The 21031-nt window shown below is 49.7% G+C and carries 17 protein-coding genes; 13 read left to right on the top strand and 4 right to left on the bottom strand.

Going from position 1 to position 21031, the window contains the following annotated elements:
* Positions 1-496: 496 nt before the first annotated feature.
* Positions 497-1063 (bottom strand): GNAT family N-acetyltransferase, encoded by a 567-nt coding sequence (locus N3Z11_RS12595; RefSeq protein ID WP_260657540.1) that lies wholly within the window; start codon positions 1061-1063, stop codon positions 497-499.
* A 99-nt stretch (positions 1064-1162) separates the two neighbouring features.
* Here N3Z11_RS12595 and N3Z11_RS12590 point away from each other — a divergent pair, with 99 nt between their 5' ends.
* From N3Z11_RS12590 to N3Z11_RS12575, 4 genes are all read left to right on the top strand, one after another.
* The gene (locus N3Z11_RS12590; protein WP_260657539.1) at positions 1163-2503 is read left to right on the top strand and encodes an NAD(P)/FAD-dependent oxidoreductase; all 1341 of its coding nucleotides are present in this window, start codon (positions 1163-1165) and stop codon (positions 2501-2503) included.
* 120 nt (positions 2504-2623) lie between these two features.
* Positions 2624-2839, top strand: coding sequence for a hypothetical protein (locus tag N3Z11_RS12585; protein ID WP_260657538.1), 216 nt, complete (start codon positions 2624-2626; stop codon positions 2837-2839).
* 115 nt (positions 2840-2954) lie between these two features.
* Positions 2955-3782, top strand: a complete 828-nt coding sequence (locus tag N3Z11_RS12580; RefSeq protein ID WP_260657537.1) for an ABC transporter permease — start codon at positions 2955-2957, stop codon at positions 3780-3782.
* On the top strand, positions 3779-4693 hold the full coding sequence (locus N3Z11_RS12575; protein WP_260657536.1) for an ABC transporter ATP-binding protein: 915 nt from the start codon (positions 3779-3781) through the stop codon (positions 4691-4693). Before N3Z11_RS12580 ends, N3Z11_RS12575 begins: the two co-directional genes overlap by 4 nt.
* Positions 4694-4705: 12 nt before the next feature.
* On the opposite strand, the gene fdxA is transcribed toward N3Z11_RS12575, so the two are convergent.
* Positions 4706-5035: a ferredoxin FdxA gene (gene fdxA / locus N3Z11_RS12570; protein ID WP_260657535.1), complete on the bottom strand. Its 330-nt coding sequence runs from the start codon at positions 5033-5035 to the stop codon at positions 4706-4708.
* Positions 5036-5230: 195 nt separating this feature from the next.
* Here fdxA and N3Z11_RS12565 point away from each other — a divergent pair, with 195 nt between their 5' ends.
* On the top strand, positions 5231-6853 hold the full coding sequence (locus N3Z11_RS12565) for an NAD(P)/FAD-dependent oxidoreductase (RefSeq protein WP_260657534.1): 1623 nt from the start codon (positions 5231-5233) through the stop codon (positions 6851-6853).
* A 128-nt stretch (positions 6854-6981) separates the two neighbouring features.
* Positions 6982-8745, top strand: a complete 1764-nt coding sequence (locus N3Z11_RS12560) for a hypothetical protein (protein ID WP_260657533.1) — start codon at positions 6982-6984, stop codon at positions 8743-8745.
* A gap of 107 nt (positions 8746-8852) precedes the next feature.
* Here the strand turns inward: N3Z11_RS12560 and yjeH are convergent, their stop codons facing one another.
* Positions 8853-10139, bottom strand: coding sequence for an L-methionine/branched-chain amino acid transporter (gene yjeH, locus N3Z11_RS12555; protein WP_260657532.1), 1287 nt, complete (start codon positions 10137-10139; stop codon positions 8853-8855).
* Positions 10140-10277: 138 nt separating this feature from the next.
* Here yjeH and N3Z11_RS12550 point away from each other — a divergent pair, with 138 nt between their 5' ends.
* Positions 10278-10733, top strand: coding sequence for an Lrp/AsnC family transcriptional regulator (locus tag N3Z11_RS12550; RefSeq protein ID WP_260657531.1), 456 nt, complete (start codon positions 10278-10280; stop codon positions 10731-10733).
* A gap of 31 nt (positions 10734-10764) precedes the next feature.
* Here N3Z11_RS12550 and N3Z11_RS12545 read toward each other — a convergent pair whose 3' ends face one another.
* Positions 10765-13371, bottom strand: coding sequence for a TonB-dependent receptor (locus N3Z11_RS12545; RefSeq protein ID WP_260657530.1), 2607 nt, complete (start codon positions 13369-13371; stop codon positions 10765-10767).
* Between the two features lie 445 nt (positions 13372-13816).
* On the opposite strand from N3Z11_RS12545, the gene N3Z11_RS12540 reads away from it, so the two are divergent.
* The 6 genes from N3Z11_RS12540 (at position 13817) to N3Z11_RS12515 (ending at position 20997) form a co-directional block, all read left to right on the top strand.
* Complete coding sequence (locus N3Z11_RS12540) at positions 13817-15064, top strand: MDR family MFS transporter (protein ID WP_260657529.1); 1248 nt, start codon at positions 13817-13819, stop codon at positions 15062-15064.
* Positions 15065-15173: 109 nt separating this feature from the next.
* On the top strand, positions 15174-17129 hold the full coding sequence (locus tag N3Z11_RS12535) for a S9 family peptidase (protein ID WP_260657528.1): 1956 nt from the start codon (positions 15174-15176) through the stop codon (positions 17127-17129).
* Positions 17130-17310: 181 nt separating this feature from the next.
* Positions 17311-18294, top strand: coding sequence for an ion channel (locus N3Z11_RS12530; RefSeq protein WP_260657527.1), 984 nt, complete (start codon positions 17311-17313; stop codon positions 18292-18294).
* 158 nt (positions 18295-18452) lie between these two features.
* Entirely contained in the window at positions 18453-19142 is a 690-nt protein-coding gene (locus N3Z11_RS12525; protein WP_260657526.1) for an outer membrane beta-barrel protein, read from the top strand.
* A 778-nt stretch (positions 19143-19920) separates the two neighbouring features.
* On the top strand, positions 19921-20397 hold the full coding sequence (locus N3Z11_RS12520; RefSeq protein WP_260657525.1) for a hypothetical protein: 477 nt from the start codon (positions 19921-19923) through the stop codon (positions 20395-20397).
* A 90-nt stretch (positions 20398-20487) separates the two neighbouring features.
* Positions 20488-20997: a hypothetical protein gene (locus N3Z11_RS12515; protein WP_260657524.1), complete on the top strand. Its 510-nt coding sequence runs from the start codon at positions 20488-20490 to the stop codon at positions 20995-20997.
* Positions 20998-21031: the final 34 nt, after the last annotated feature.

Genomic DNA, 21031 nt, shown 5'->3' with positions numbered 1-21031 from the left:
AGAAACAAAACAGCGATAGGCACAAAAATCGGCAAGAAATGGACGTTTAGATAGCTAAGTGAGTGTTTAGTCACCAATTTGGCGACAATTTAACCGGGAATAGTGGCTGCGGCTTGAGCTTTGCTGGTCAACAGAGAAGTTGCCGCACTTTGTTGTTTGGCTCTGACTGGCTTGGATTGCGAGGTTAGAGCTGCTGGCAACAGCGCAACTTGCGGCCGCACAGATTCTGTGCAATCATTGCTAATGAAACCGCTTACATTTTGCTGCTGACGGAAAAATTTGGCGCTAGTCTTTGGTTGATTTGTCAGTCCTTCAGTCAGTACAGGGTTTCACGTGAAACTTTATCCGCCACCCGGCTTTAATAGGCAGGGGTGGACTCCTGACCGTCTGGCTGTGGTGGCCTCTGGGGCGGTGTGTTACAGGGCCGGATAAAGCTGCCTCTCCCACAGCTGCACTGCCGCCGTTTGTCATCCTCGGTTGGCAGTTGCGGCTGGTTTTAAAAACGTAAAATCATCTCGGCTGCCGAACAGTGGCAGTCAAAACCACAACGCACACAGGCATAACCATTCAGGCTGTCCTGCCGCCATTTATCCGGATGTTCTTGCACCAGCACACCACCGTGCTGACGAAAATATTTCACCGCAGCATTGCCCGGGCTTTGTTGCCATAAATGCGCAACACCGGCGCGGGCACCTTGTTGTTTTAATGCCTGAATAGATTGCAGCAATAACTGGCCACCAATGCCCTGGCCCTGAAACTGCGGCGCCACAGTATTGCATTTAAAATAAGCCACCTCATCAGGCGGCAATTGCCACAATGCCGGGCTGCACCATTGATCCGGCTGCCATTGTCCGGCGGCAAAGGCAAGTCTGAAACCGGCCAGGGTATTGCCGCAGCGTGCGATGCGCCCGGCATTGATGCCACAGTGGATGCCTTGCCGGTAATAAGCATCGAGTAGTTCAGCCGTTAAATAACCGTCACCATGCACCTTGTTACCCAGGGCAATCACTTCTGCAAAATCAGTTGGTTGGAGTTCGAAATACTGGATATTGTTTGACGTCATAAGCTGATCTGAATGGCTTGGCAATAAAGCCATATCTTGCCATGATGCTGCCAAAGAATGCCAGTTGCAGCTGGCTGATGGTTTTTGATGAGGTTTGTTATGTACGATCCGCTGCACCATACCTTTGCCGGTCAGGCTGAACCCTATCCGGATAGTTACTGGGCGCAACATTCAGGCCCAGCTCCCGCTGCTGACGGGGTATTAAACCGCGATCTGGATCTTGACGTTGTCATTATTGGTGCCGGTTACACCGGCTTATCCACCGCATATCATCTGGCAGTTGAACATGGAGTCAAAGCTGTGGTGCTCGAAGCCAACCAGACAGCCTGGGGCTGCAGCGGCCGCAATGCCGGTTTTGTGCTCAAATCCAGTGGCCGTAAACCTTATGCCCAGATGCAAAAACAATGGGGCGATGCGGTGATGCGCGGCATTTACCAGGAGTTTTGTGCCGGGGTGGATACGGTCAAGGCGCTGATCAGTAAAGGCATTGACTGTGAAGTGCAGGCGCCGGGTTACCTGCGCATGGCGCATAAACCGGCCATGGTGAAAGTGATAGCTGCCCAGGCGGCGTTGCAGCAACAGATGTTTGGTTATCAGGTAGAAGTACTGAGTCAACAGCAGGTGCGTCAGCAATATGTGGACGACCAGCAAGCTTTTGGGGCCTTGCGTTATGCCGATGGTTTTGGCGTGAATCCGCTAAAACTGGCCTGGGGTTATCAACGACTGGCGCGTGAAGCCGGCGCCCGTATTTATACCGGCTCGCCTGTGCTCAGCATGCAGGCTGTGGGTGGCAAACAGCAACTACACACTCCTCAGGGCATAGTGACTGCCAAAAAAGTAGTGATAGCCACCAATGGTTATACCGCCAAAAACTTCCATCCTGGTATTCAGGCGCGCACTTTACCTGTGCTGTCACAAATTATTGTGACTGAGCCGCTGACGGAAGCTCAGCTACAGGCTTGTAACTTTCTGACCAGTCATGTGGTGATGGACACCAGGGCACTAAAATATTATTACCGTAAATTGCCTGACAACAGGCTGCTGTTTGGTGGCCGCGGTGCTATTACCGGCAAAGATGCCGAAAACCCTTATTACGCCGAACGTTTGTTGCAGGTGCTGAAACTGAGCTTTCCGGCGCTGCAACCTATCCGTTATCAATATAAATGGGCGGGCTGGGTTTGTATGGCGCTCGATGATATTCCACATATTTATCAAGCCGATGAGCGCGGTGATGTGCTGTACAGCATGGGTTATTGTGGCAGTGGTTTGTCTTTTTCGGTGCAGGCCGGGAAAAGGCTGGCCGAGCGGGTGATGGGATTGGCTTTACCAGAGCTGCCTTTATATCAAACTGCGCTGCCGAAGTTTCCGCTACCGGCACTACGCCGCTTGGGTCAATGGGGTTACTTCCATTACGGTAAATGGCAGGATCGTTGGTTCTAAGCAATATTAGGTAAATTTGTTTTTAAATTGTTTATTTGTTGTGTGGTTTAATGTTGAAATTCGCCGCTTTCTTGCCTACCATGCGCCCAGTTTGAACAATTGGAATGGAGCAAGGGCAAAATGGAACTATTGCCAGATTTAAACACTATATTGCTGGTGGTTGGGGTGTTGTATTTTTGGTATGCCCCTTTGTTATTGATCCTCAGTCGGGTTGATCTGAATCTGAAACAAAGATTTTGCTGGAGCTGTATTTGTTTGTGCTGCTCCTGGTTCAGTTATTTTTGGCTTAAAAAGCGTTATCGGCTTAATGCTGAGGAAAACTTCACCAATTATTAGTCAAATTCACCGCAGTCATTTTTGCTTGTTTTATTAAGTTATTGATTTTATAGTTTTTATTAAGTGGCATCAGATTTGCTCTTTTTGACCTATTCATAGTGAAAAGGACAATCTGATGACCAACTTCCCCGCTTTTGTCAGCCATTGCGCTTTACTGGCGCGTTTTGAGCTTTATCGTCTGGTCGGCAGCCCCCGTGGCTGGTTTGCACTGGGCGCTTTTAGTGTGATTTGGTATTTCCTGCTGCGTTACCCCATTTTTGAAGCCAGTGTCCAGCTGCAACAACCTGAGGTTCAGGGCATGCTGGGCCGGGTCTTTGGCATGGTGGGTTTACATAATTTATTAAATTGGCCATTACCGGAACTCAGTGTGTATTGGCTCATCACTTTATTGTTATTGCCGCTGGTGGCCGTGCTCACCAGTGCGGACCAAACCGCCAGCGACCGCTCGCGCGGCACTTTACGTTTTCTGACCTTAAGAACCAGCCGCAGCGCCATAGTGCTGGGGCGATTTGCCGGTCAGATGCTGGTGCAGGCGCTGCTGGTGTTGTTGTCTTTGCTGGCTACTTTAGTGCTGGCGGGCTGGCGGTTAGGTTCACTGCCGCTGGCGGCCTTTGAGCATGCGCTGATAGTCTGGATAAACCTGCTGATTGTACTGGCTCCTTTTACCGCGCTGATGGCGCTCTGTTCGGCGCTGGTGCGCTCGTCCAAACTGGCGATTAGCCTGGCTATTGTGGGCTCTGGCCTGTTGATGGGGCTGCTCAGCACCCTGATTTGGTATTGGCCTGATTTTCTCTGGTTACTGGAATATCTGCCAGGTGCGCAGCTGCCGTTGCTACTTGGTGAACAGGGTTGGAACACCCTGCAATATGCGGGTTTACCGCTGGCACAAACTGCAGTGTTGTTAACTCTGGCCTGGTTAGTGATGAAAGGAAAAGCATTATGACAGCGTTGATCCGGGCACAAGCCTTATCAAAAAAATTTGGTAGTAAAACAGTTTTAGACAATCTGAATTTTAGCCTGGAAGCCGGTGACCCCATTGCGCTGATAGGCCCGAACGGCGCCGGTAAAACCACTTTGTTTAGTTTGCTTTGTGGTTATATCAGCCCAAGCGCCGGTCAGCTGGAAATTCTCGGCCATAAGCCCGGTAGCAGCAGTTTATTTGGCCGGGTCAGCGCCCTGCCACAGGACGCGCAGCTGGACCCGAATTTTTCGGTGCAAACCCAGCTGGAATTTTACGGCCGGCTGCAAGGCATGAACCCGGCCACGGCCAAAGCCGAAACAGCACGGGTGCTGGCGCTGGTGGATTTGGCGGAAAACGGCAAACAAAAAGCCACGGCACTGAGCCATGGCATGCGCAAAAGAGTCGCTATTGCCCAGGCTTTGTTGGGACAGCCCGAGTTAGTGATGCTGGATGAGCCGACTGCGGGTCTGGATCCGGTGAATGCAATGCAGGTGCGTAAACTCATTGCCTCATTGTCCAAAGAAGCCACTTTTATTATCAGCTCCCACAATATTTTTGAGCTGGAACGGTTATGCGGCACAGTGTTGTATCTGGAAAACGGTCGCTTGCAACAACAACAGCCAACCCATCAGCAAGGTGTTGCCGGTTATCTGACAGTTCAGCTCGAACAAGGTGACAACCAAAGGGTACAGTTGCTGCTGAGCCAGTTGCCCGGCGTGCAAAAAGTGGAATTGCTGCAGAAAAACGAATTTGGTCTTTGTTATGACCGCGAGCTTTGCCCTGATCTGGATCTGACTGTGCTGGCGTTGCTGCGCGCAGAAGGTTTGCCGTACCGCCAGTTAACGCTGGGCCGTTCTCTGGAGCAGCAATTATTCAGTGTGGTCAATGGCTAAAGCCAGCGCAGGTTATTCGTCGGTTTGCAGATATTGCAGCTTGTCCGGCACGCCGTTCCACGCATCGGCGTCGGCCGGCGCCGGCTTGACTTCGGTGATATTGGGCCAGACTTTGGCCAGCTCGGCATTAAGCTCAATAAAGGGAATTTGCGCTTCGTTTAAAGCGTCTTGCTGATAAATGGCATTTGCCGGGCACTCTGGTTCACACAAACCGCAGTCAATACAATCGGTTGGGCTAATCACCAGAAAGTTTGGCCCTTCATAAAATGCATCGGCCGGACACACAGCCACACAGTCGGTGTATTTGCATTTGATGCAGTTGTCTGTGACTACAAAGGCCATGCGTTGCTCCGTGGTGGTGGCTGGTGAAAATAAGTCGCGGATTTTACGCAACAACACTGAAATTACAAGATAGCGTGGATTTTTTGTGCAATGGCAATTTGTCGCGCGGCTGTCGTTAAATTCACGTAAAATGGCTGGCCAATACCATCTTGTGAGCCCTGCCTGCAGCGGCTAAGACACCGATAGGAAACCGTCATGATCCGTTTAACCGAAATTAAATTACCGCTGAACCACGATGAAGCCGCTTTACCCGCCGCTATTGTCAGCAAATTAGGCATTTTGCCTGCCCAATTAAAAAGTTTCAGCATGTTTAAACGGGGTTATGATGCCCGGAAAAAAACTGATATTCAGCTGATTTACACGCTGGATGTTGAGGTGGAGCAGGAAGCAAAATTACTGCAAAAATTTGCCAAAGATCCCCATGTCAAACCATCCCCCGACACCAGCTACAAATTTGTTGCCAAGGCGCCCGCCGTCCTCAATGAAAGACCTGTGGTGGTTGGCCTTGGGCCTTGTGGTTTATTTGCCGGTTTGTTGCTGGCGCAAATGGGCTTTAAACCCATTATTCTCGAACGTGGTAAAGAAGTGCGGGAACGCACCAAAGACACCTTTGGTTTTTGGCGGAAAAAACCACTGAATACCGAATCTAACGTGCAGTTTGGTGAAGGTGGCGCCGGTACTTTTTCCGATGGCAAGTTATACAGCCAGGTGAAAGATCCAAAACATTATGGCCGCAAAGTGCTGACCGAATTTGTCGAGGCCGGTGCGCCGGACGAAATTATGTATGTCAGCAAACCCCATATCGGCACCTTTAAACTGGTGACTATGGTGGAAAAAATGCGCGCCCGTATTATTGAACTGGGTGGTGAAATCCGCTTTAGCACCCGGGTTGACGATGTGCTGATTGAAGATGGCCAGTTAACCGGCCTGAAGTTGTCCAATGGCGAAACCCTGCACAGCAAACATGTGGTGCTGGCGGTGGGACACAGTGCCCGTGACACCTTTGAAATGTTGTTTAAACGTGGTGTGTATATCGAAGCCAAGCCCTTCTCGGTAGGTTTTCGCATTGAGCACAAACAGTCGATGATTGACGAGTGCCGCTTTGGCCCTAATGCCGGTAACCCCATTTTAGGTGCGGCCGACTACAAGCTGGTGCATCACTGCGACAATGGCCGCACTGTATACAGTTTTTGTATGTGTCCTGGCGGCACTGTGGTGGCTGCGGCTTCTGAAGAAGGCCGGGTGGTGACCAATGGCATGAGTCAATATTCACGCAATGAGCGCAACGCCAACAGCGCCATTGTGGTTGGCATAGACCCTGAGCGCGATTACCCCGGCCATCCGCTGGCCGGTATTGAGCTGCAGCGCAAACTGGAAGCCCAGGCTTTTGAGTTGGGCGGCCGTAATTATGATGCGCCGGCGCAGCTGATTGGCGATTTTCTGGCTGGTAAAGCCTCGGCTGAACTGGGTGATGTCGAGCCTTCTTATACCCCTGGTGTAAAACTGACCGATTTATCCCGGGTGTTACCGGATTATGTGATAGCCGCTATCCGCGAAGCCATTCCGGCTTTTGATAAACAGATCAAAGGTTTTGCCCGGCCTGAAGGATTATTAACTGGGGTAGAAACCCGAACTTCGTCGCCAATTTGTATTAAAAGAGGCGCGGATTTCCAGAGTATCAATATCAAAGGTTTGTATCCGGCCGGTGAAGGCGCGGGTTATGCCGGCGGTATTTTATCGGCCGGCATCGACGGTATTAAAGTGGCGGAAGCTGTTGCGCTGTCGATGACACAACAAGGCAGTGAAGCCCTGGTGTGACAGGCGCTTGTTCTGGCGTCTGATGCTGGTTAATATGACGTAAATATTTGATAACAAACAGGGTGTTGTCACCCTAAGCTTGCACTGCAAAGACTCAGGTCTTGCAATGACCAACAGGAGTGGAAAAAATGCGTAAGACCCTTATTGCAGTTGCCGTTGTCGCCGCCGGCGCTTTGGCTTATTACCAGTTTGCCGGTAAAAGTGGTGCAGTCCCTGAGCTGGCGGAGCTGGCTTATGTACCGGCCGATACAGCGTTATTTTCCGGCCAGTTTACCCCTATTGATTTAGGCAGTTACCTGACCAGCCTCGGCATGGGCCCACAATATTACGACGCCAATATGCAGCAGGCATTTGGTGACATGCTGAATGAAAGCAACGAAGCACAAAACAAATTTGTGCTGGCGCTGCTGCAAACTTATATGAAAGCTTTGTCGGATCCGGCCAATCTGAGCGCCAGCACCGGGGTCAAACCGCAGATGCGCAGCCTGGTGTATCTGGTGGGCATGTCTCCGGTGATGCGGATTGAGCTGGGTGATGAAGCCTCCTTCTGGCGTTTATTTGATGAAGCCGAAAAAAGCAGTGGTTTCAGCCATGTAGCCCAGCAAATTAATGATGTGAAATACCGTCAGTACCGGCTGGTGAAAGAACAAGTGGCGCTGGATTTTCTGGTGTCGGTAAAAAATGGTTTTGCCACCCTGGCTTTAAGCTCAGACAAATTTGATGCGCAGCATCTGGCTATTGTGGTGCAGGCGGCTCAGCCTGAGCAAAATCTGGCCAATACCAGCCTGCTGGCCGATGTGCAGAAAAAATACCAGTTAAATAAAGACTCTGTTGGTTTTCTAAGCTCTGAGCAGCTGCTGAAGTTTGTTACCAGCACTGATGGCAACCGTCTGGCCAAAGACGTGAATGCGGTGTTTGGTCAGGAGCTGGGGGTAGCGCTGGCGGCATGGCGTAATCCTGCTTGTGTGGCCGATGTGGCAGCTATCAGCAAAAGCTGGCCTGGTCTGTATATGGACAGTCAGTTTGACCTGAAAGATGCCAGCAAAATTAAAGTGTCAGGCCGGTTGTTAGTGCCAACGGAAAATGCCGACACTGTGGCCCAGTTATCCGCCCTGCGTGGTTTTATTCCGGCACAACTGCAAGACCCGGCCAACAGCGCCATGCTGCATACGGCTGTGGGCCTGGATGTGGCACAGTTGGCGCCAACTTTGGGCAAACTCTGGACTGGTCTGACTGAGCCTGCGTACAGCTGTGAACCTCTGGCGCAAATGCAGCAGCAAGCCAAACAAAATAACCCGCTGGCGGCGCTGGCGATGGCCGGTATGGCCAGTGGTTTACAGGGTATTTCGGTCACGCTGCATGACGTGGAGCTGGATTTAACCAACGGCAGCCCAAAAAATGCCGATGCGTTATTAACCATTTCTGCCACTAATGCCCGCGCTTTTGTTGAAGGTATCAAAGCCTTTTATCCGCCATTGGCTGCTGTTGCGCTGCCTGCTGCCGGTGAAGAGCTGGATGTGGCTACCGTAGTGCCCGAAGTTGCGGTGTTGGGCGTACAGCCAAAGCTGGCGATGACCGACAGCCATTTGTTGTTGTACGTCGGTAACAAAGCCAAGGCGCAGTCTGCTGAGATTGGCAAAGAAAGCTTAAGCAAAAACGGTTTATTAAGTTTTGGTCTGGACTACGGTAGTTTCTTCAAAACCATGCAGCAGGCCATGGCTGCTACAGGTGAAGAAGTTCCGGCTGACTTCCAGACTTTTGCCAACAGCGACATGAAAATGCAGATGAGCGTGAATGTTAACAACCAGGGTTTTGTACTGCAGTCACAGATGCAGGTCAGTGCCAAAGCACAGGCTGCTGCAGCAGCACCGGCCACCAGCGCTGGTCAATAAATTTGTTGTTGTGATGTGAAAAAGGAGCTGTCATCAGCTCCTTTTTTTATCGTCAGGTTGAACCCGGCTCAGCGGCTAACAAGCTGACCCTGCCGCAACAGCTGCTGCTATTGTGGAATTTCTGTCTGCAGCTGGCGTTGTTGCCATTGTTGTTGCCAATACAACAGTGGCCAGCCCAGCATTACAATCAGCAGCGCGTATATCATCGCCATGCCTAAAATCCAGGCTACTGCCGCACAGACAACAAGGCTGATCCAGGCCAGTGGCTGGTAACGGCGTGACAACAAACGTAAAGCCGCCGCCATACTGGCCAAATAAATCAGTACAAAAACGCCGTTCACCCAGCCAATTAAATCTTCCAGGCCTGCGCCAAACCAGGCTGAGCCCAGCAGCACCATTGCCATCAGGCTTAACATAAAACTTAAGGCGCGCTGTGGCATCTGATAACGATTCAGCGGTGCTAACAGGGCCGGCAACACGCCGGCGGCGCTAAAACTCTGGCACAGCCGGGCCACACTGGCGGTATACACATTCACTGTGGCAAGGCCACTACACAAACCCAAAACGCCAATTAATAAAGTGCCACCAGCACCAAAGAGCCGGTCAAAGCCCTGTGCCATGCTGAGGTTTTCCCCCGGCGCTGCCAGCACCAGCAATAAATAACTGCAGCCAAGATAAATCAGCCCTACCAGCAATAACCCCAGCAGCAGCGCCGGTAATAAATGCCGTTTGGGGTCGCGAAAATCCTGGGCTAAATGGGTCATGGCTTCTACCCCGAGAAAACTCCAGAAACCAATAGCAAGTGCCGCCGAGAAGCCAGTCAGTTGGGCTTGTTGTGGCCACATCTGCAGCGGCTGGGTTGAGGATGGTGTGAAATACACAAAACCAGCCAGCATCAGCAGCACCACCGCCACTATGGCTAAGGTTAGCGCCAGCTGCAGTCTGGCAGAGAGCTGAAAACCGCGGCGGTTTAACAGCCATAACAGTAGCAATAAGCCAAGTTCAACCGGCAGTGCCAGCTGGGTACCCAACCAGGGCGCAATAAAAGAAAACGTCATCATCATGGCGGCCGAAGCGCCAAGCGGCACCACCAGCATAAATAACAATCCGGTCAGCCGGCCGGCTAGGGTGCCAAAGGCTTCAGCAACAAAGTGCGCCGGGCCGGCGGCATGGGGTAACACACTGGCTAATTTGGCAAAAACAATGGTAATAGGGACCGACAACAGCGTCAGCAGCAGCCAGGCCGGCAAAGCGCTGGCACCGGCAAACTGAATGCTGAGCTGCGGCAAAATAAACACACCAGTGCCCAATAAAGTGGTGGCTAATAAGGCCGCGCCTTGCCAAAGGCCAATGCCCTGTTGTTTTGCTGTGGTTTTGGAAGAATTTTTTTGCATGCGATGCTGCTGCCATCCTCTGTAGTGATGACCAATATGATAACTTAGCGCGCGCCAGCAAGATGACGGAACCAGGCGACAAAACGTGGTTTTCACCGGCAAAATAACTTTATTGCATCACAAGGCGGGAGACTGAGCATGCACACCGGTTTGGATAAGTTTGACCAGCAGATCATCGCTGCATTACAGCAGGATGCCCGCCAGAGTGTTTCGGCAATCGCCAGCAGTATTCATTTATCGCGTAGTGCTGTGTCAGAGCGGTTAAAGCGGCTGGAACAAAGTGGTGTGATCCGTGGTTATCAGGTGTTGTTGCAACCGGCGGTAACTCCTTTGGTGTCAGCTTATTTTGCCATTGAGCATAACAGCGCCCGTTGCGCCGACATTATCCCCAAATTACAGCAAATCCCGGAGATCCGCCGTTGTCATGGCATCAGTGGCGAAACCGATTTAATGGTGTTTGTGGAGGCGCCCTCTGTGGCCAGGTTGCATCAGATAAGGGAGTTACTGGACGCCGAACCTGCAGTGGTGCGGATCACCACCCATATGGTGCTCAGTGAATGGATTAATAAAGACGGGGACAATAAAAACAGCTGAGCAGGCTTTCGCCTGCCCAGCCGGGTTAAAATCAGAACTTGTAGCTGACCTTGGCGTACACATAACGGCCACGTGGGCTGTAAATGCTGGTGACATAACCATATAAGTCACCATCACCGTCGCCGGCGGCAAATGGCGGTTCTTCATCCAGCAGGTTGCTGACACCCAACATCAGTTTGGTGCTGGCATCCCAGTTGTAGTACAGCTGGGTATCAACTGTCAGTTGTGAATCAACCATTCTTGAAGTTTCAACGTCAAAGTCCAGGGTACCGTCAAAATTGATATCCGGTGTATCTTCAAATTCACCGATATAAGATAACGAACCCGCCACCCCCCAGTCATTCAGGTTCCAGTCGGCACCTGCCACCCAGCGATATTGTGGATACCGGTATTCACCGGCATAAGAAACTTTGTCTTTTTCAAACTCGTCCAGGTAAGTCCATTCCAGATTCAGTTTGACGACACCGTTTTGTGCCAGATCCAGTTTGTAGTTAGCCGATAAATCCAGGCCTCTGGCCGCCTGGGAACTGACGTTAAAATAACCGTTATTAATACGGTCCAATGTACCTAAAGTCTGGCCTGGTAATGGTGCAAAACGGATACAAATGGTGCTGTTTTGTTTACCACATTCGGCCTGATACACCTCACCAAAAGGCACTTCATCAATTTTGTTGTCTTGTGTGATGCTCCATAAGTCCACACTGAAATCCAAAGCATCATTCACTTGCCAGACAGCCCCCAGGTTCCAGCTTTCCGATTCTTCGGCTTTCAGGTTTGGGTTACCGGCAAAAATAATGGTGTAGTCGGTGGAGGCACAAGCCGGGTTGGCCGGATTGTTGGTTGGGCATAAAAAGGTATCAACAAAAAATTGCGATTCCTGAGATGGGCCAAGGCCAATCTGCGCCAATGAAGGAGCGCGGAAACCCTGACTCCAGGAGCCACGTACTGTCACTGTGTCAGATGGGGTGTAATGGAAGGCCACTTTGGGATTGGTGGTGCCGCCAAAATCGCTGTAGTGGTCATAACGCTCAGCCAGTTGCAGTTCGAGGTTTTCCAGTACAGGCACTGACAGCTCAATATAAGCAGCTTTTTGTGAACGGCCTGCAGCCGCAGATACCGACTCTGTACCAAAAATCAAACCGCGGGTGAACTGATCGTCCGGTGTATCGCGGGCATCTTCTTTGCGGTATTCCACACCTGCTGCCAGACCAATAGCGCCATGGGTAATTTGCATCAGCTCACCGCTGATATGGCCATCGACTGACGTCAGATGGGATTTACCACGACGCACCAGGCTGGTGGTAATAGCATCAATCACCGACTGCGGATTTGTCACACCACCAAATGGGTTGTAACGGCCGGCGTTAATTTCGTTTTGCAGGAAATCCGTGCGCACCCAGCCCTGATCCCGCTCACCGGTTTGGGTGGCGGCACTGCGGCCTTTTTGCGCTGCGGCTTCCCATTCCCAGTTATTCACCACGCCCCGCACCCCAGCCAGTAAACGCAGAGTGTCTGAGGTGATATCCCAGCGTCTGTTGCCTGCATCTACAGTGCGGTAACGGCCAATTTTAATGTCTTTTTTCCATGGGTTATTCGGATGGCTGCCTGGCACTGTTAAACCAGCACCTTCATCCAGCGGCGTGGCGGCGCCCCCTGCAGTGGAGGTGTTATGTTGCACCGCCATTTCCGAGAAAAACTCGATATTGTCGTTCAGCTCGCGGCTCATGGTCAGCATGGCACCCAGCCGTTCTGCAGCAGGCAATGCAATAGAATGCGGGCCATAGTCATACAAACAGGTTTGGCCGGCAATGCTGCCAGTTGGGCAACCCGGGTCGCGTAATGTCACGCCATCCACAATAAAACGGCCCGGATAACCGCGGGAGGAGCGGAAATCTTCACCACCATAAGGGGTTTGGTTGGCAGTACCAAAACGACCCAGTTCAGAGTTGTCAATTTGACCGTTGTTAAAATAATCCAGAATTAAGGTGGCGTTGCTCTTGTCATCGCCAGTGCCCCAGACGGTGCTGAAGGTTTTTTCATCGTAGCTTGGCCCTGTGGTCGAACCATAACCCAGCGAGACTTCAGTGCCGGTGTAGTCTTTGCGCAGCACAATGTTCACCACACCTGCCACAGCGTCTGAACCATAAATAGCGGAAGCACCGTCTTTGAGGATATCAATACGCTCAATAGCAGCCACCGGAATACTGTTGATGTCGACAAAAGAGTTCACTATGCCTTCGGCAAAAGCGCTGGTGGCAACACGGCGGCCGTTGATCAGCACCAGAGTGGCGTCAGCACCAAAACCGCGCAAACTGATGGCTGCTGCACCATTGGCGGTGGAGTCCTGGCTGTTACCTCGTGTGGAGAAAGTACCTGCCCCTGTCACTGGCATACGTTCCAGCAGTTGTTGCAGGTTATCAAAACCCGATTTATCAATCATATTGCGGTCGATAATGGTGACCGGCAGCGCACCTTCAATATCGGTTCTTTTAATGTGGGAACCTGTGACCTGAATACGTTCAACAGACTTATCGTTTTTTGTCTCTGCCTGAGATTGCTGAGCCCATACTTGCGGGCTGCACAGCACAGCAGCAACGGTTAGCGCACAATAACTGAGTTTATGTTGGGTAGTGTTCATAATAATCCTTTTATTCACCTGATATTTTTGTTGTTTTGCGCCCGGAAGCGGCCATTTATCTATAGTACAAATTTTGTTTTTCTGAAGCAGGCTGGGGAAAAAATTGATGTTTTTTTGTAAGCATCAGTTAATTTCTGATAGCCAGTCAGGTTTTGTTACAGAAATCGCCAATTAAATAATAAAAATCAAAGGGATTTATGTTGTGCAGCCACAGATAAAATGGCGATACTGCCGTATATTTCATCAGTTCAATCCTTAGTTTGCGCAATAACCGGAATAATCAGTCTGAAGCAGAATACACACGGAATTTTCCATAGTGGCGGCTGATGACCAAGCTGCTGGGGCAACCTGGATTGCGGCGATTTGCCGTTTTATTAAACCGGGTGGGAGCAGAGCCTGAACCCGGAATCTGATCCTGGTCATGCCGGCCATTAAAGGAGTGCAGGTGTCGGATCTTGTTAGTTTTGCGCGGTTAAAAAACCTGCCGGGCCCGGTCTGGATGTTGTTGTTTGGCAATTTTTTTGTCCGCGGCAGTTATTACATGGTGTGGCCTTTTATTGCGGTATTGCTGTACCGCAAGTTTCAGTTATCTGCCGCTGAAGTTGGGCTCTGGCTGACCTGTGCCGCTTTGCTGGCGGTCGTCAGTGGTTTTTATGCCGGTTATTTGTCAGACAAATTTGGCCGAAAACCTTTATTGCTGGTAGCTGCGCTGGTGGGGGTGCTGGCCTTTAGTGCTTTTGCACTGGCACAAAGCAAAATAGCGGTGATTGTCTGTATTTTTTTATCGACCTTGCCACGCGCTTTGTGGGACTCGCCCAGCAAAGCCTGGCTTGGTGACTTGTTACCTGACAGCAAAGACCGCGAGCTGGCGTTGCAGGGTTTGTATTTTATGGTGAACGCCGGTGCTGCTATTGGGCCTTTGTTTGGCATTTGGGCCGGTGTCAGCGGCAATCAGCACGCCTTTTTTCTGACGGCCTTTTCTTATGCTTGTTTGGGCTGCGGTATTCTGTGGTTATACCGTTTTACGCCACAGCAACAGCGTCCGCATCACACCAAAGGGCTGAATTTAAAGCTGACGTTACAAATCCTGCGGCTGGATCAGCTGTTTTTACTGGTGATAGTGGCCAATATCCTGATCAATTTTATTTATGCCCATGCCGACTCCAGCCTGATCCAATATCTGACCCGCGCCAATTTCCCAGAACTGGTCAGCCTGATTGCAGCGCTGGGCATTTTAAATTCGCTGGTGATTGTGACTTGTCAGTTTCCATTATTACGGCTGCTATCGGGCTGGCCCGTGGTGAAACGTATTTATCTGGGTATTGTGCTGCTGGCGCTGTCGCAGCTTTGGTATGCGCTAAACCCCATTTTGTGGTACTGGGGCTGGCTGGGCGCCACTTTGGTGTTGAGTCTGGGCGAAGCTATTTTATTTGCCAATATGAACGTGCATCTGGATCAGCTGGCACCGCCTGCACTTAGGGGCAGTTATTTTGGTGCCGCCAGTTTATATGCGGTAGGTTTTTCCTTGTCGCCGCTGATTGGTGGCCTGGTGCTGGACTGGCTGGGCGGCCCGGCACTGTATTTTGGCAGTTTTTTGCTTTGTATTGGGGTGGTGTTTTGTTACCGCATCAGCGGCCGGTTACGCCGGCCGGATTTTAGTCAGTTTCTGAACCAGAAGCCTTTAGATAGCTGATTGAATTTTCGCCAGATTTCCCATAGATTGAGGTTGGGATTTGTCCGGGCAGTCGGGTTGTAGTGGCTGCATTTGTTATGTTGTGCACGCGATTTCAGAAGGAATGAGTATGAAAGATCACCACGGAAGTATCAGCAAACCCGCCTTGCTGCTGGCGGTTGCCAGCCTGAGTATGCTGGTTGCCTGTAATAAAGCGCCAGAAACGCCACAAGTTCAGGCACCTGCTGCAGTGGCAGACAGCAGCAAAACTGCGGTCGCTGCCGCTTTGCCTTCTTATACGGCAGAGCAGTTTTACGCCACTAAATCTTATATGGGCAACAAAATTAACCACAATGGTCAGTCGTTATTGGTAGCGTCAGACGAAACCGGTGTGTTTAACCTGTATCGGGTTAGCCTGGATGGCAGCAGCTGGCAGGCGCTGACTAAATCCACTACAGACGCCATCATGCCGCTGGACTGGTTCCCGCAGGATGACAGAGTACTGTATACCGCCGATCAGGGTGGCAATGAGCTGCATCATTTGTATGTACTGGCAGAAGACGGCACTGTGACCGATCTGACGCCAGGCGACAAACTCAAGGCGATGTTTTTAGACTGGCATGGTACAGATGCATTTTGGGTGGCCAGCAATGAGCGTGACCCGAAGTTTTTTGATTTATATAAATACGACGCAAAAACCTATCAGCGTACTTTGGTGTATCAGAATAACGACGGTTTAACTGTAGATGCGGTGAGCCCCGACGGCCGTTATCTGGCGCTCAGCAAAGAGCGCACCAATGCCGACAACAACCTCTATATCATTGACTTACAAAGCAAAGAGCAAAAGCCGCTGCATATCACACCGCATGAAGGCAATATCACTTTTGCCATTCATGGTTTTAGCCGCGACAGCAAAACGCTGATTTATGGTTCAGATCAAAACTCTGAGTTCAGCCAGGCGCAGCAGTATGACATTGCCGCCAACAGCAGCAGTTTGTATCAGCAAGCTGACTGGGACGTCAGTTTTATCGATTTTAGCAAAGACAATAAATACAAAGTGGTTGGGGTGAATGCCGATGCGTCCACCAAAATTCAGATCATCGACCAGAACACAGGGCAAGAGCTGAAGTTACCGCCGTTGCCGGTGGGGGATTTGCGCGGCATTCATTTTTCCAAAGACAGCCAGTACCTGAGCTTTTATGTGAATGCCGACAACAGCCCGTCCAATTTATATGTCTGGAAAGTGGGTGAGCCACAAGCAAAACGCCTGACTCAGGCCTTAGACAAAGCTATTGACGAAAACAATCTGGTGATGAGTGAAGTGGTGCGTTACGCCAGTTTTGACGGCTTGCAAATTCCGGCTTTGTTATACAAACCAAAACAAGCCAGCGACAGTGCCAAAGTGCCGGCGCTGATTTGGATCCACGGTGGCCCTGGCGGCCAGTCGCGCACTGGTTATAACCCGACCATTCAGCATCTGGTGAATCAGGGTTATGCCGTGCTGTCGGTGAATAACCGTGGTTCCAGCGGTTATGGCAAAACCTTTTACCATCTTGACGATTTAAAACATGGTGAAGACGATCTGCAGGACATTGTATTTGGTAAAAAATATCTGCAGTCGCTGAACTGGGTAGCCGGCGAGCGTATTGGTGTGATGGGCGGCAGTTATGGTGGTTATTTAACCATGGCGGCCATGGCCTTTACCGACGAATTTAAAGTGGGCATTAATATTTTTGGTGTCACCAACTGGCTACGCACGCTGGAAAGTATTCCGCCTTGGTGGGAGTCATTCCGCGAGTCGTTATATGCTGAGCTGGGCGACCCGGCCAAAGACGCCGAACGCTTAAAACGCATTTCGCCGGTATTCCATGGCGACAAAGTGAAAAAACCTGTGCTGGTGGTGCAAGGCGCCAACGACCCGCGGGTGCTGCAGGTTGAAAGTGACGAAATGGTGGCGGCCATTAAGAAAAACGGTGTGCCGGTGGAATATGTGTTGTTCCCGGATGAAGGCCATGGTTTTGTCAAAAAAGCCAACCGCATCACAGCACAGCAGGCTTATTTAAGTTTCCTGCAAAAACATCTGTAAACAGCAAACAGCTTTTAGCGTACAAAAATGCCAGTCAGCCGACTGGCATTTTTATTGGCAGCGGCCTTGCGTTTTGCTTTGTAGATTTTGCGGGTAAAAGCTGTTGTTGCTCTGGCGCGGAATTCTGGCTAAGCCCTGACTACACTTGTTAAACCTTCAGTTCTCAGCGCAGCTAATTGTTATGTCAGCCGAACTTCGCTGTTGTTATCAGGAAGACGACCCTCAGCATTGTTGCCATGCACCGGCCGGCCCTTCCGGTTTGTGTTATTGGCACGATCCCACTATTTGCAAAGACAAAGCCGAAGATAAAGCCGCGCTGGAGCAATATGCCCGTGCTGGCGGGCAAATGCGGGGTTTAGCGTTAAAAAAAGCTCAGCTGGCCGGGCTGAATTTAGCGGCAGCGCCGGGCCAGAGTGGTTTTGATTTAAGTTTCAGCGACTTATATCGCGCCAACTTACAGGGCGCCCATTTATATAAAGTAAATTTAACCCAGGCCAATTTAATGAAAGCCGATTTGCGCGATGCCAATGTGCATTGGGTAAAGGCCGAGCAGGCCAATTTGCTGGGCGTTAAATGGGCCGGCGCCCGGCTGGAAAATATGCAGCTTGGTAAAACGCTACGGCAGGAAGCAATAGCGCAACAGGCGGTAAAGGCCGGAGATCAGGCGTTGGCGCAGGATTATTTTGAACAATCGGAAGAAATTTACCGCGACTTACGTAAAGCCGCCGAACATGAAGGTTTGTTTGTGTTGTCGGGTTTGTATATCCAGCAAGAGCTGCGCATGCGGCGTTTTCAGTACCCTAAATTTAGCCAGAAAAGGTTGTTATCGAAATTAATTGATGTGTTTTGTGGTTATGGTGAAGAGCCCGTCCGGGTGGTGCTGTTTTCGTTATTGCTGATTTTTTGTTGTGCCATTGCCTATTTTTTTCTGGGCGTGGTCAGTGCAGGTGCAGTGCTGCAGTTTAATCCGCAAGCCTCGTTGCTCGAGCAGCTGCAGCTTTTTGGCACCTGTTTGTATTATTCGGTGGTGACCTTTACCACCCTGGGTTATGGCGACATTACCCCTGTGGGTTTGTCCCGGCTGGTGGCGGCGGTGGAAGCTTTTACCGGCAGTTTTACCATAGCGCTGTTTGTGGTGGTGTTTGTGAAGAAGATGACCAGGTAGTGCCGACAGCTCCTTCCTTAAAGGTTCAGCAAAATTCCTGACTGTGAACATTAATTAAGCAAATGAGTTACATAATTTCACATTTGTATTTTGTTTTGGGATTTTTTTGTTAGAGTAGCGCCCGCACTGACGCATTCACTTTTTCAGGGACGTATCCCATGTTAAAAACCACAGTTGCAGCTTTCACGCTGCTGACTTCTGCTGCCGCTATGGCACAAGACACCACATACTCTGCTTTCTCGGTACAGGCTGATTTAGGTTCAGCCCGCCATAACATTGGCACTGATGACGAAGATGAGTCTGGTAGCGCTTTTGCGCCATCTTTGGCTCTGGCCTATCAGATTAATCAAAACTGGTCAGCCCGTTTGCAGTACACCGATCTGGGTGAATTTACTGTGTTAAGTGGTGAAAGTTACGATTATGATTCAGGTGTTTGGGTGGGCTTTGACCGTGATCTGAAGAGTTCAGCCAGTTGGCTGGGTTTAACAGCTCAATACCAAACCGAGCAGTTGGTACAACAATGGTCTGTTGGTGCCCGTCTTGGCGCAGCCTTCTGGAAACAAGAATTTACCCTGACCGACACTATTACTTCGGTGTCAAATTCACAACTGAGATTTATGATCGGCGAAAGTTTTAGTGAAACCGGCAGCGACAGTGGTGTAGGTTTATTGGCCGGTGTATTTGCCCAATACCATTTTACCGAACAACTGGCTTTCACACTGGATCTGGACCTGGCGCCTTTTAGCAGCAAAGCTGCTGAAGAAATTTCGGTGTTTCAGGGTATGGGCGACGTCAAAGCCGACTACCATGTCACCCGTCTGGCGGCCGGTATTCAATACCGTTTCTAAACGGCGTTGTTCAAGTTTTTGCCAAAGCCCGGTGTTGTGATGCAACACCGGGCTTTTTGTTTTGCTGGCTGGTGATGTGCCGGCGGAAGGCTGCGACGGTTTGTGACTGTTATGTCAAAAGCACTACAAAAAGCCTCAGGCAAATGACGAGACCCGATGCGGAAGTATTCGCTGAAGTATTTTCTGTAAGCCACTGACAGTTAGGGCTTTTCTGATGCCTGCGACATGGCGCGAATGCGGGGTCTCGCCCCCGCGGGCGAGTCACTTTTTGTGTCGACAAAAAGTGACGGAAAAAACGACCCCGGTAAGCCTTCGAAAGCCCGCTAAAAATCAAAAGTTTGAGGCGCCGCCAAAACTCAGCGAGCGCTACCGTCGCTCGCTTCAAACAGTTGGCGTCTTAAAACCTCAAACTTTCAATTTTTATCGGCTCGGCTTAAAGGGGAAGCAAAAGCGCTGGAGCAGAGATTTGATTTTTTCTAAGGTGTTAAAAGTGAACAAAAGCTACTCTACGTTGCGTCGTTCTTTTCAGGCTAAAACATCATATAACCGCTGAGAAAATAGCCAGTAGTTAGCCATGAGTTTTTTTCAGAACAACTTGCGTACTGGATGTATGGATTTTGTGATGTCAGCATTTATCGAATTTAGAAAAATAAGTTGAAAAATAGTAACTTAGGCTTTAGCTTGATATGAGTAAAATCATAAAAGAAGGCAGGAAAATGTCCGACTTGCGAGCGCTCCGCCTTCTATTAAATTGTTATGAGTAAAGGAGAGTTCATTTGTGAACCAAAAAATTTATAGAAACGGAAAGTTCGACAGAGATAAAACATCAACAATTCTATTGAAAAATTCAGGGATTTTTCTAATACCGCTCGCAATGGCTATTGGTCTAGTTAAGTGGCTTCATTTAAAGGTCGGCTATGACAACCTTGTCACCGATGTGTTGATTTTTGCTGTCCTACTTACTTTGGGAACTCTTGGCTACATCTACAGGACTCTGACCCGAATTAGGCCATTGGCATATAAACAGGGGGATTTGTTGACAATTAATACTGGTCTACTGATGAAAAAAACAGTCGACTTATCAAAGGCAAAGAAGATTACATGCCTGTTTGTTACTGAGCATGATCAACTTATGAAAGTAAGAACCCCAGGAGAATTACCAGTCGAGTTTGTAATTAAACAAACAGATTGTAGTACTGAGGACTTAGGTAGTTTTATTACCGAAAACCACGACATCGAAGTCCGGTATTCATAACAAACGCCAGCACACCGCGCCTGCGGCGCTGGACTCGCAACAAGTTGCTCGCCTGTGTGGCGGTAGTTAGCCTGCTAGGTTTGAGATCAAATGAGAAATAAAATTAATCATCCCTTATTAGAAAGTGTCAATGTTGAAGTTGAGGCTGATAGCTTTTTTGGTAAGCCTAAAGTTTATGTTAATGATTGGAAAATTGAACAGGTATCTAAAGGGAGTGAGTTATATCATGTGAAAAACGGCAATGGACAAATTGTAAATGTTGAAATAGAAAATGAATTATTCGAAGAGCAGCCAAAGGTTAAAGTAAACGGAACATCGGTCAGATTACCAAGTACAAGCTCAAATTGGAGTCGCGCATTTGCTTACTCTCCTTTTATTATTGGCACTCTTGGTTTTTTTAGTGATTTAAATACTTTTTTTGTTTTGATATTTACTTACCCTTTTGCATTTCTATCAATTAAAGCATTGCGCTTTAAGCCTTTTTCATTTTTGAAGTTATCAACCATAACTATTTGCTTCTTGATTTCGCTGCCTGTTTGTTTAATGGTGATATTTTCATTTTTTGGACCAGTCACGTTTAATATAAATGGCATAAAGTAGTGTATATAAAGTATACGGCTAACAATGCGCGGCA

The sequence above is a fragment of the Rheinheimera sp. 4Y26 genome, from assembly GCF_025245835.1.
Taxonomy (GTDB): domain Bacteria; phylum Pseudomonadota; class Gammaproteobacteria; order Enterobacterales; family Alteromonadaceae; genus Pararheinheimera.
Note: the sequence above shows the minus strand (reverse complement) of the source record. Positions and strands in the feature narration are given on the sequence as shown.

What these genes read in the sequence shown, in the direction of transcription:
- N3Z11_RS12595 (WP_260657540.1), bottom strand. Translation starts at nt 1,063, where the DNA reads ATGACGTCAAACAATATCCAGTATTTCGAACTCCAACCAACTGATTTT.
- N3Z11_RS12590 (WP_260657539.1), top strand. Translation starts at nt 1,163, where the DNA reads ATGTACGATCCGCTGCACCATACCTTTGCCGGTCAGGCTGAACCCTAT.
- N3Z11_RS12585 (WP_260657538.1), top strand. Translation starts at nt 2,624, where the DNA reads ATGGAACTATTGCCAGATTTAAACACTATATTGCTGGTGGTTGGGGTG.
- N3Z11_RS12580 (WP_260657537.1), top strand. Translation starts at nt 2,955, where the DNA reads ATGACCAACTTCCCCGCTTTTGTCAGCCATTGCGCTTTACTGGCGCGT.
- N3Z11_RS12575 (WP_260657536.1), top strand. Translation starts at nt 3,779, where the DNA reads ATGACAGCGTTGATCCGGGCACAAGCCTTATCAAAAAAATTTGGTAGT.
- fdxA (WP_260657535.1), bottom strand. Translation starts at nt 5,035, where the DNA reads ATGGCCTTTGTAGTCACAGACAACTGCATCAAATGCAAATACACCGAC.
- N3Z11_RS12565 (WP_260657534.1), top strand. Translation starts at nt 5,231, where the DNA reads ATGATCCGTTTAACCGAAATTAAATTACCGCTGAACCACGATGAAGCC.
- N3Z11_RS12560 (WP_260657533.1), top strand. Translation starts at nt 6,982, where the DNA reads ATGCGTAAGACCCTTATTGCAGTTGCCGTTGTCGCCGCCGGCGCTTTG.
- yjeH (WP_260657532.1), bottom strand. Translation starts at nt 10,139, where the DNA reads ATGCAAAAAAATTCTTCCAAAACCACAGCAAAACAACAGGGCATTGGC.
- N3Z11_RS12550 (WP_260657531.1), top strand. Translation starts at nt 10,278, where the DNA reads ATGCACACCGGTTTGGATAAGTTTGACCAGCAGATCATCGCTGCATTA.
- N3Z11_RS12545 (WP_260657530.1), bottom strand. Translation starts at nt 13,371, where the DNA reads ATGAACACTACCCAACATAAACTCAGTTATTGTGCGCTAACCGTTGCT.
- N3Z11_RS12535 (WP_260657528.1), top strand. Translation starts at nt 15,174, where the DNA reads ATGAAAGATCACCACGGAAGTATCAGCAAACCCGCCTTGCTGCTGGCG.
- N3Z11_RS12530 (WP_260657527.1), top strand. Translation starts at nt 17,311, where the DNA reads ATGTCAGCCGAACTTCGCTGTTGTTATCAGGAAGACGACCCTCAGCAT.
- N3Z11_RS12525 (WP_260657526.1), top strand. Translation starts at nt 18,453, where the DNA reads ATGTTAAAAACCACAGTTGCAGCTTTCACGCTGCTGACTTCTGCTGCC.
- N3Z11_RS12515 (WP_260657524.1), top strand. Translation starts at nt 20,488, where the DNA reads ATGAGAAATAAAATTAATCATCCCTTATTAGAAAGTGTCAATGTTGAA.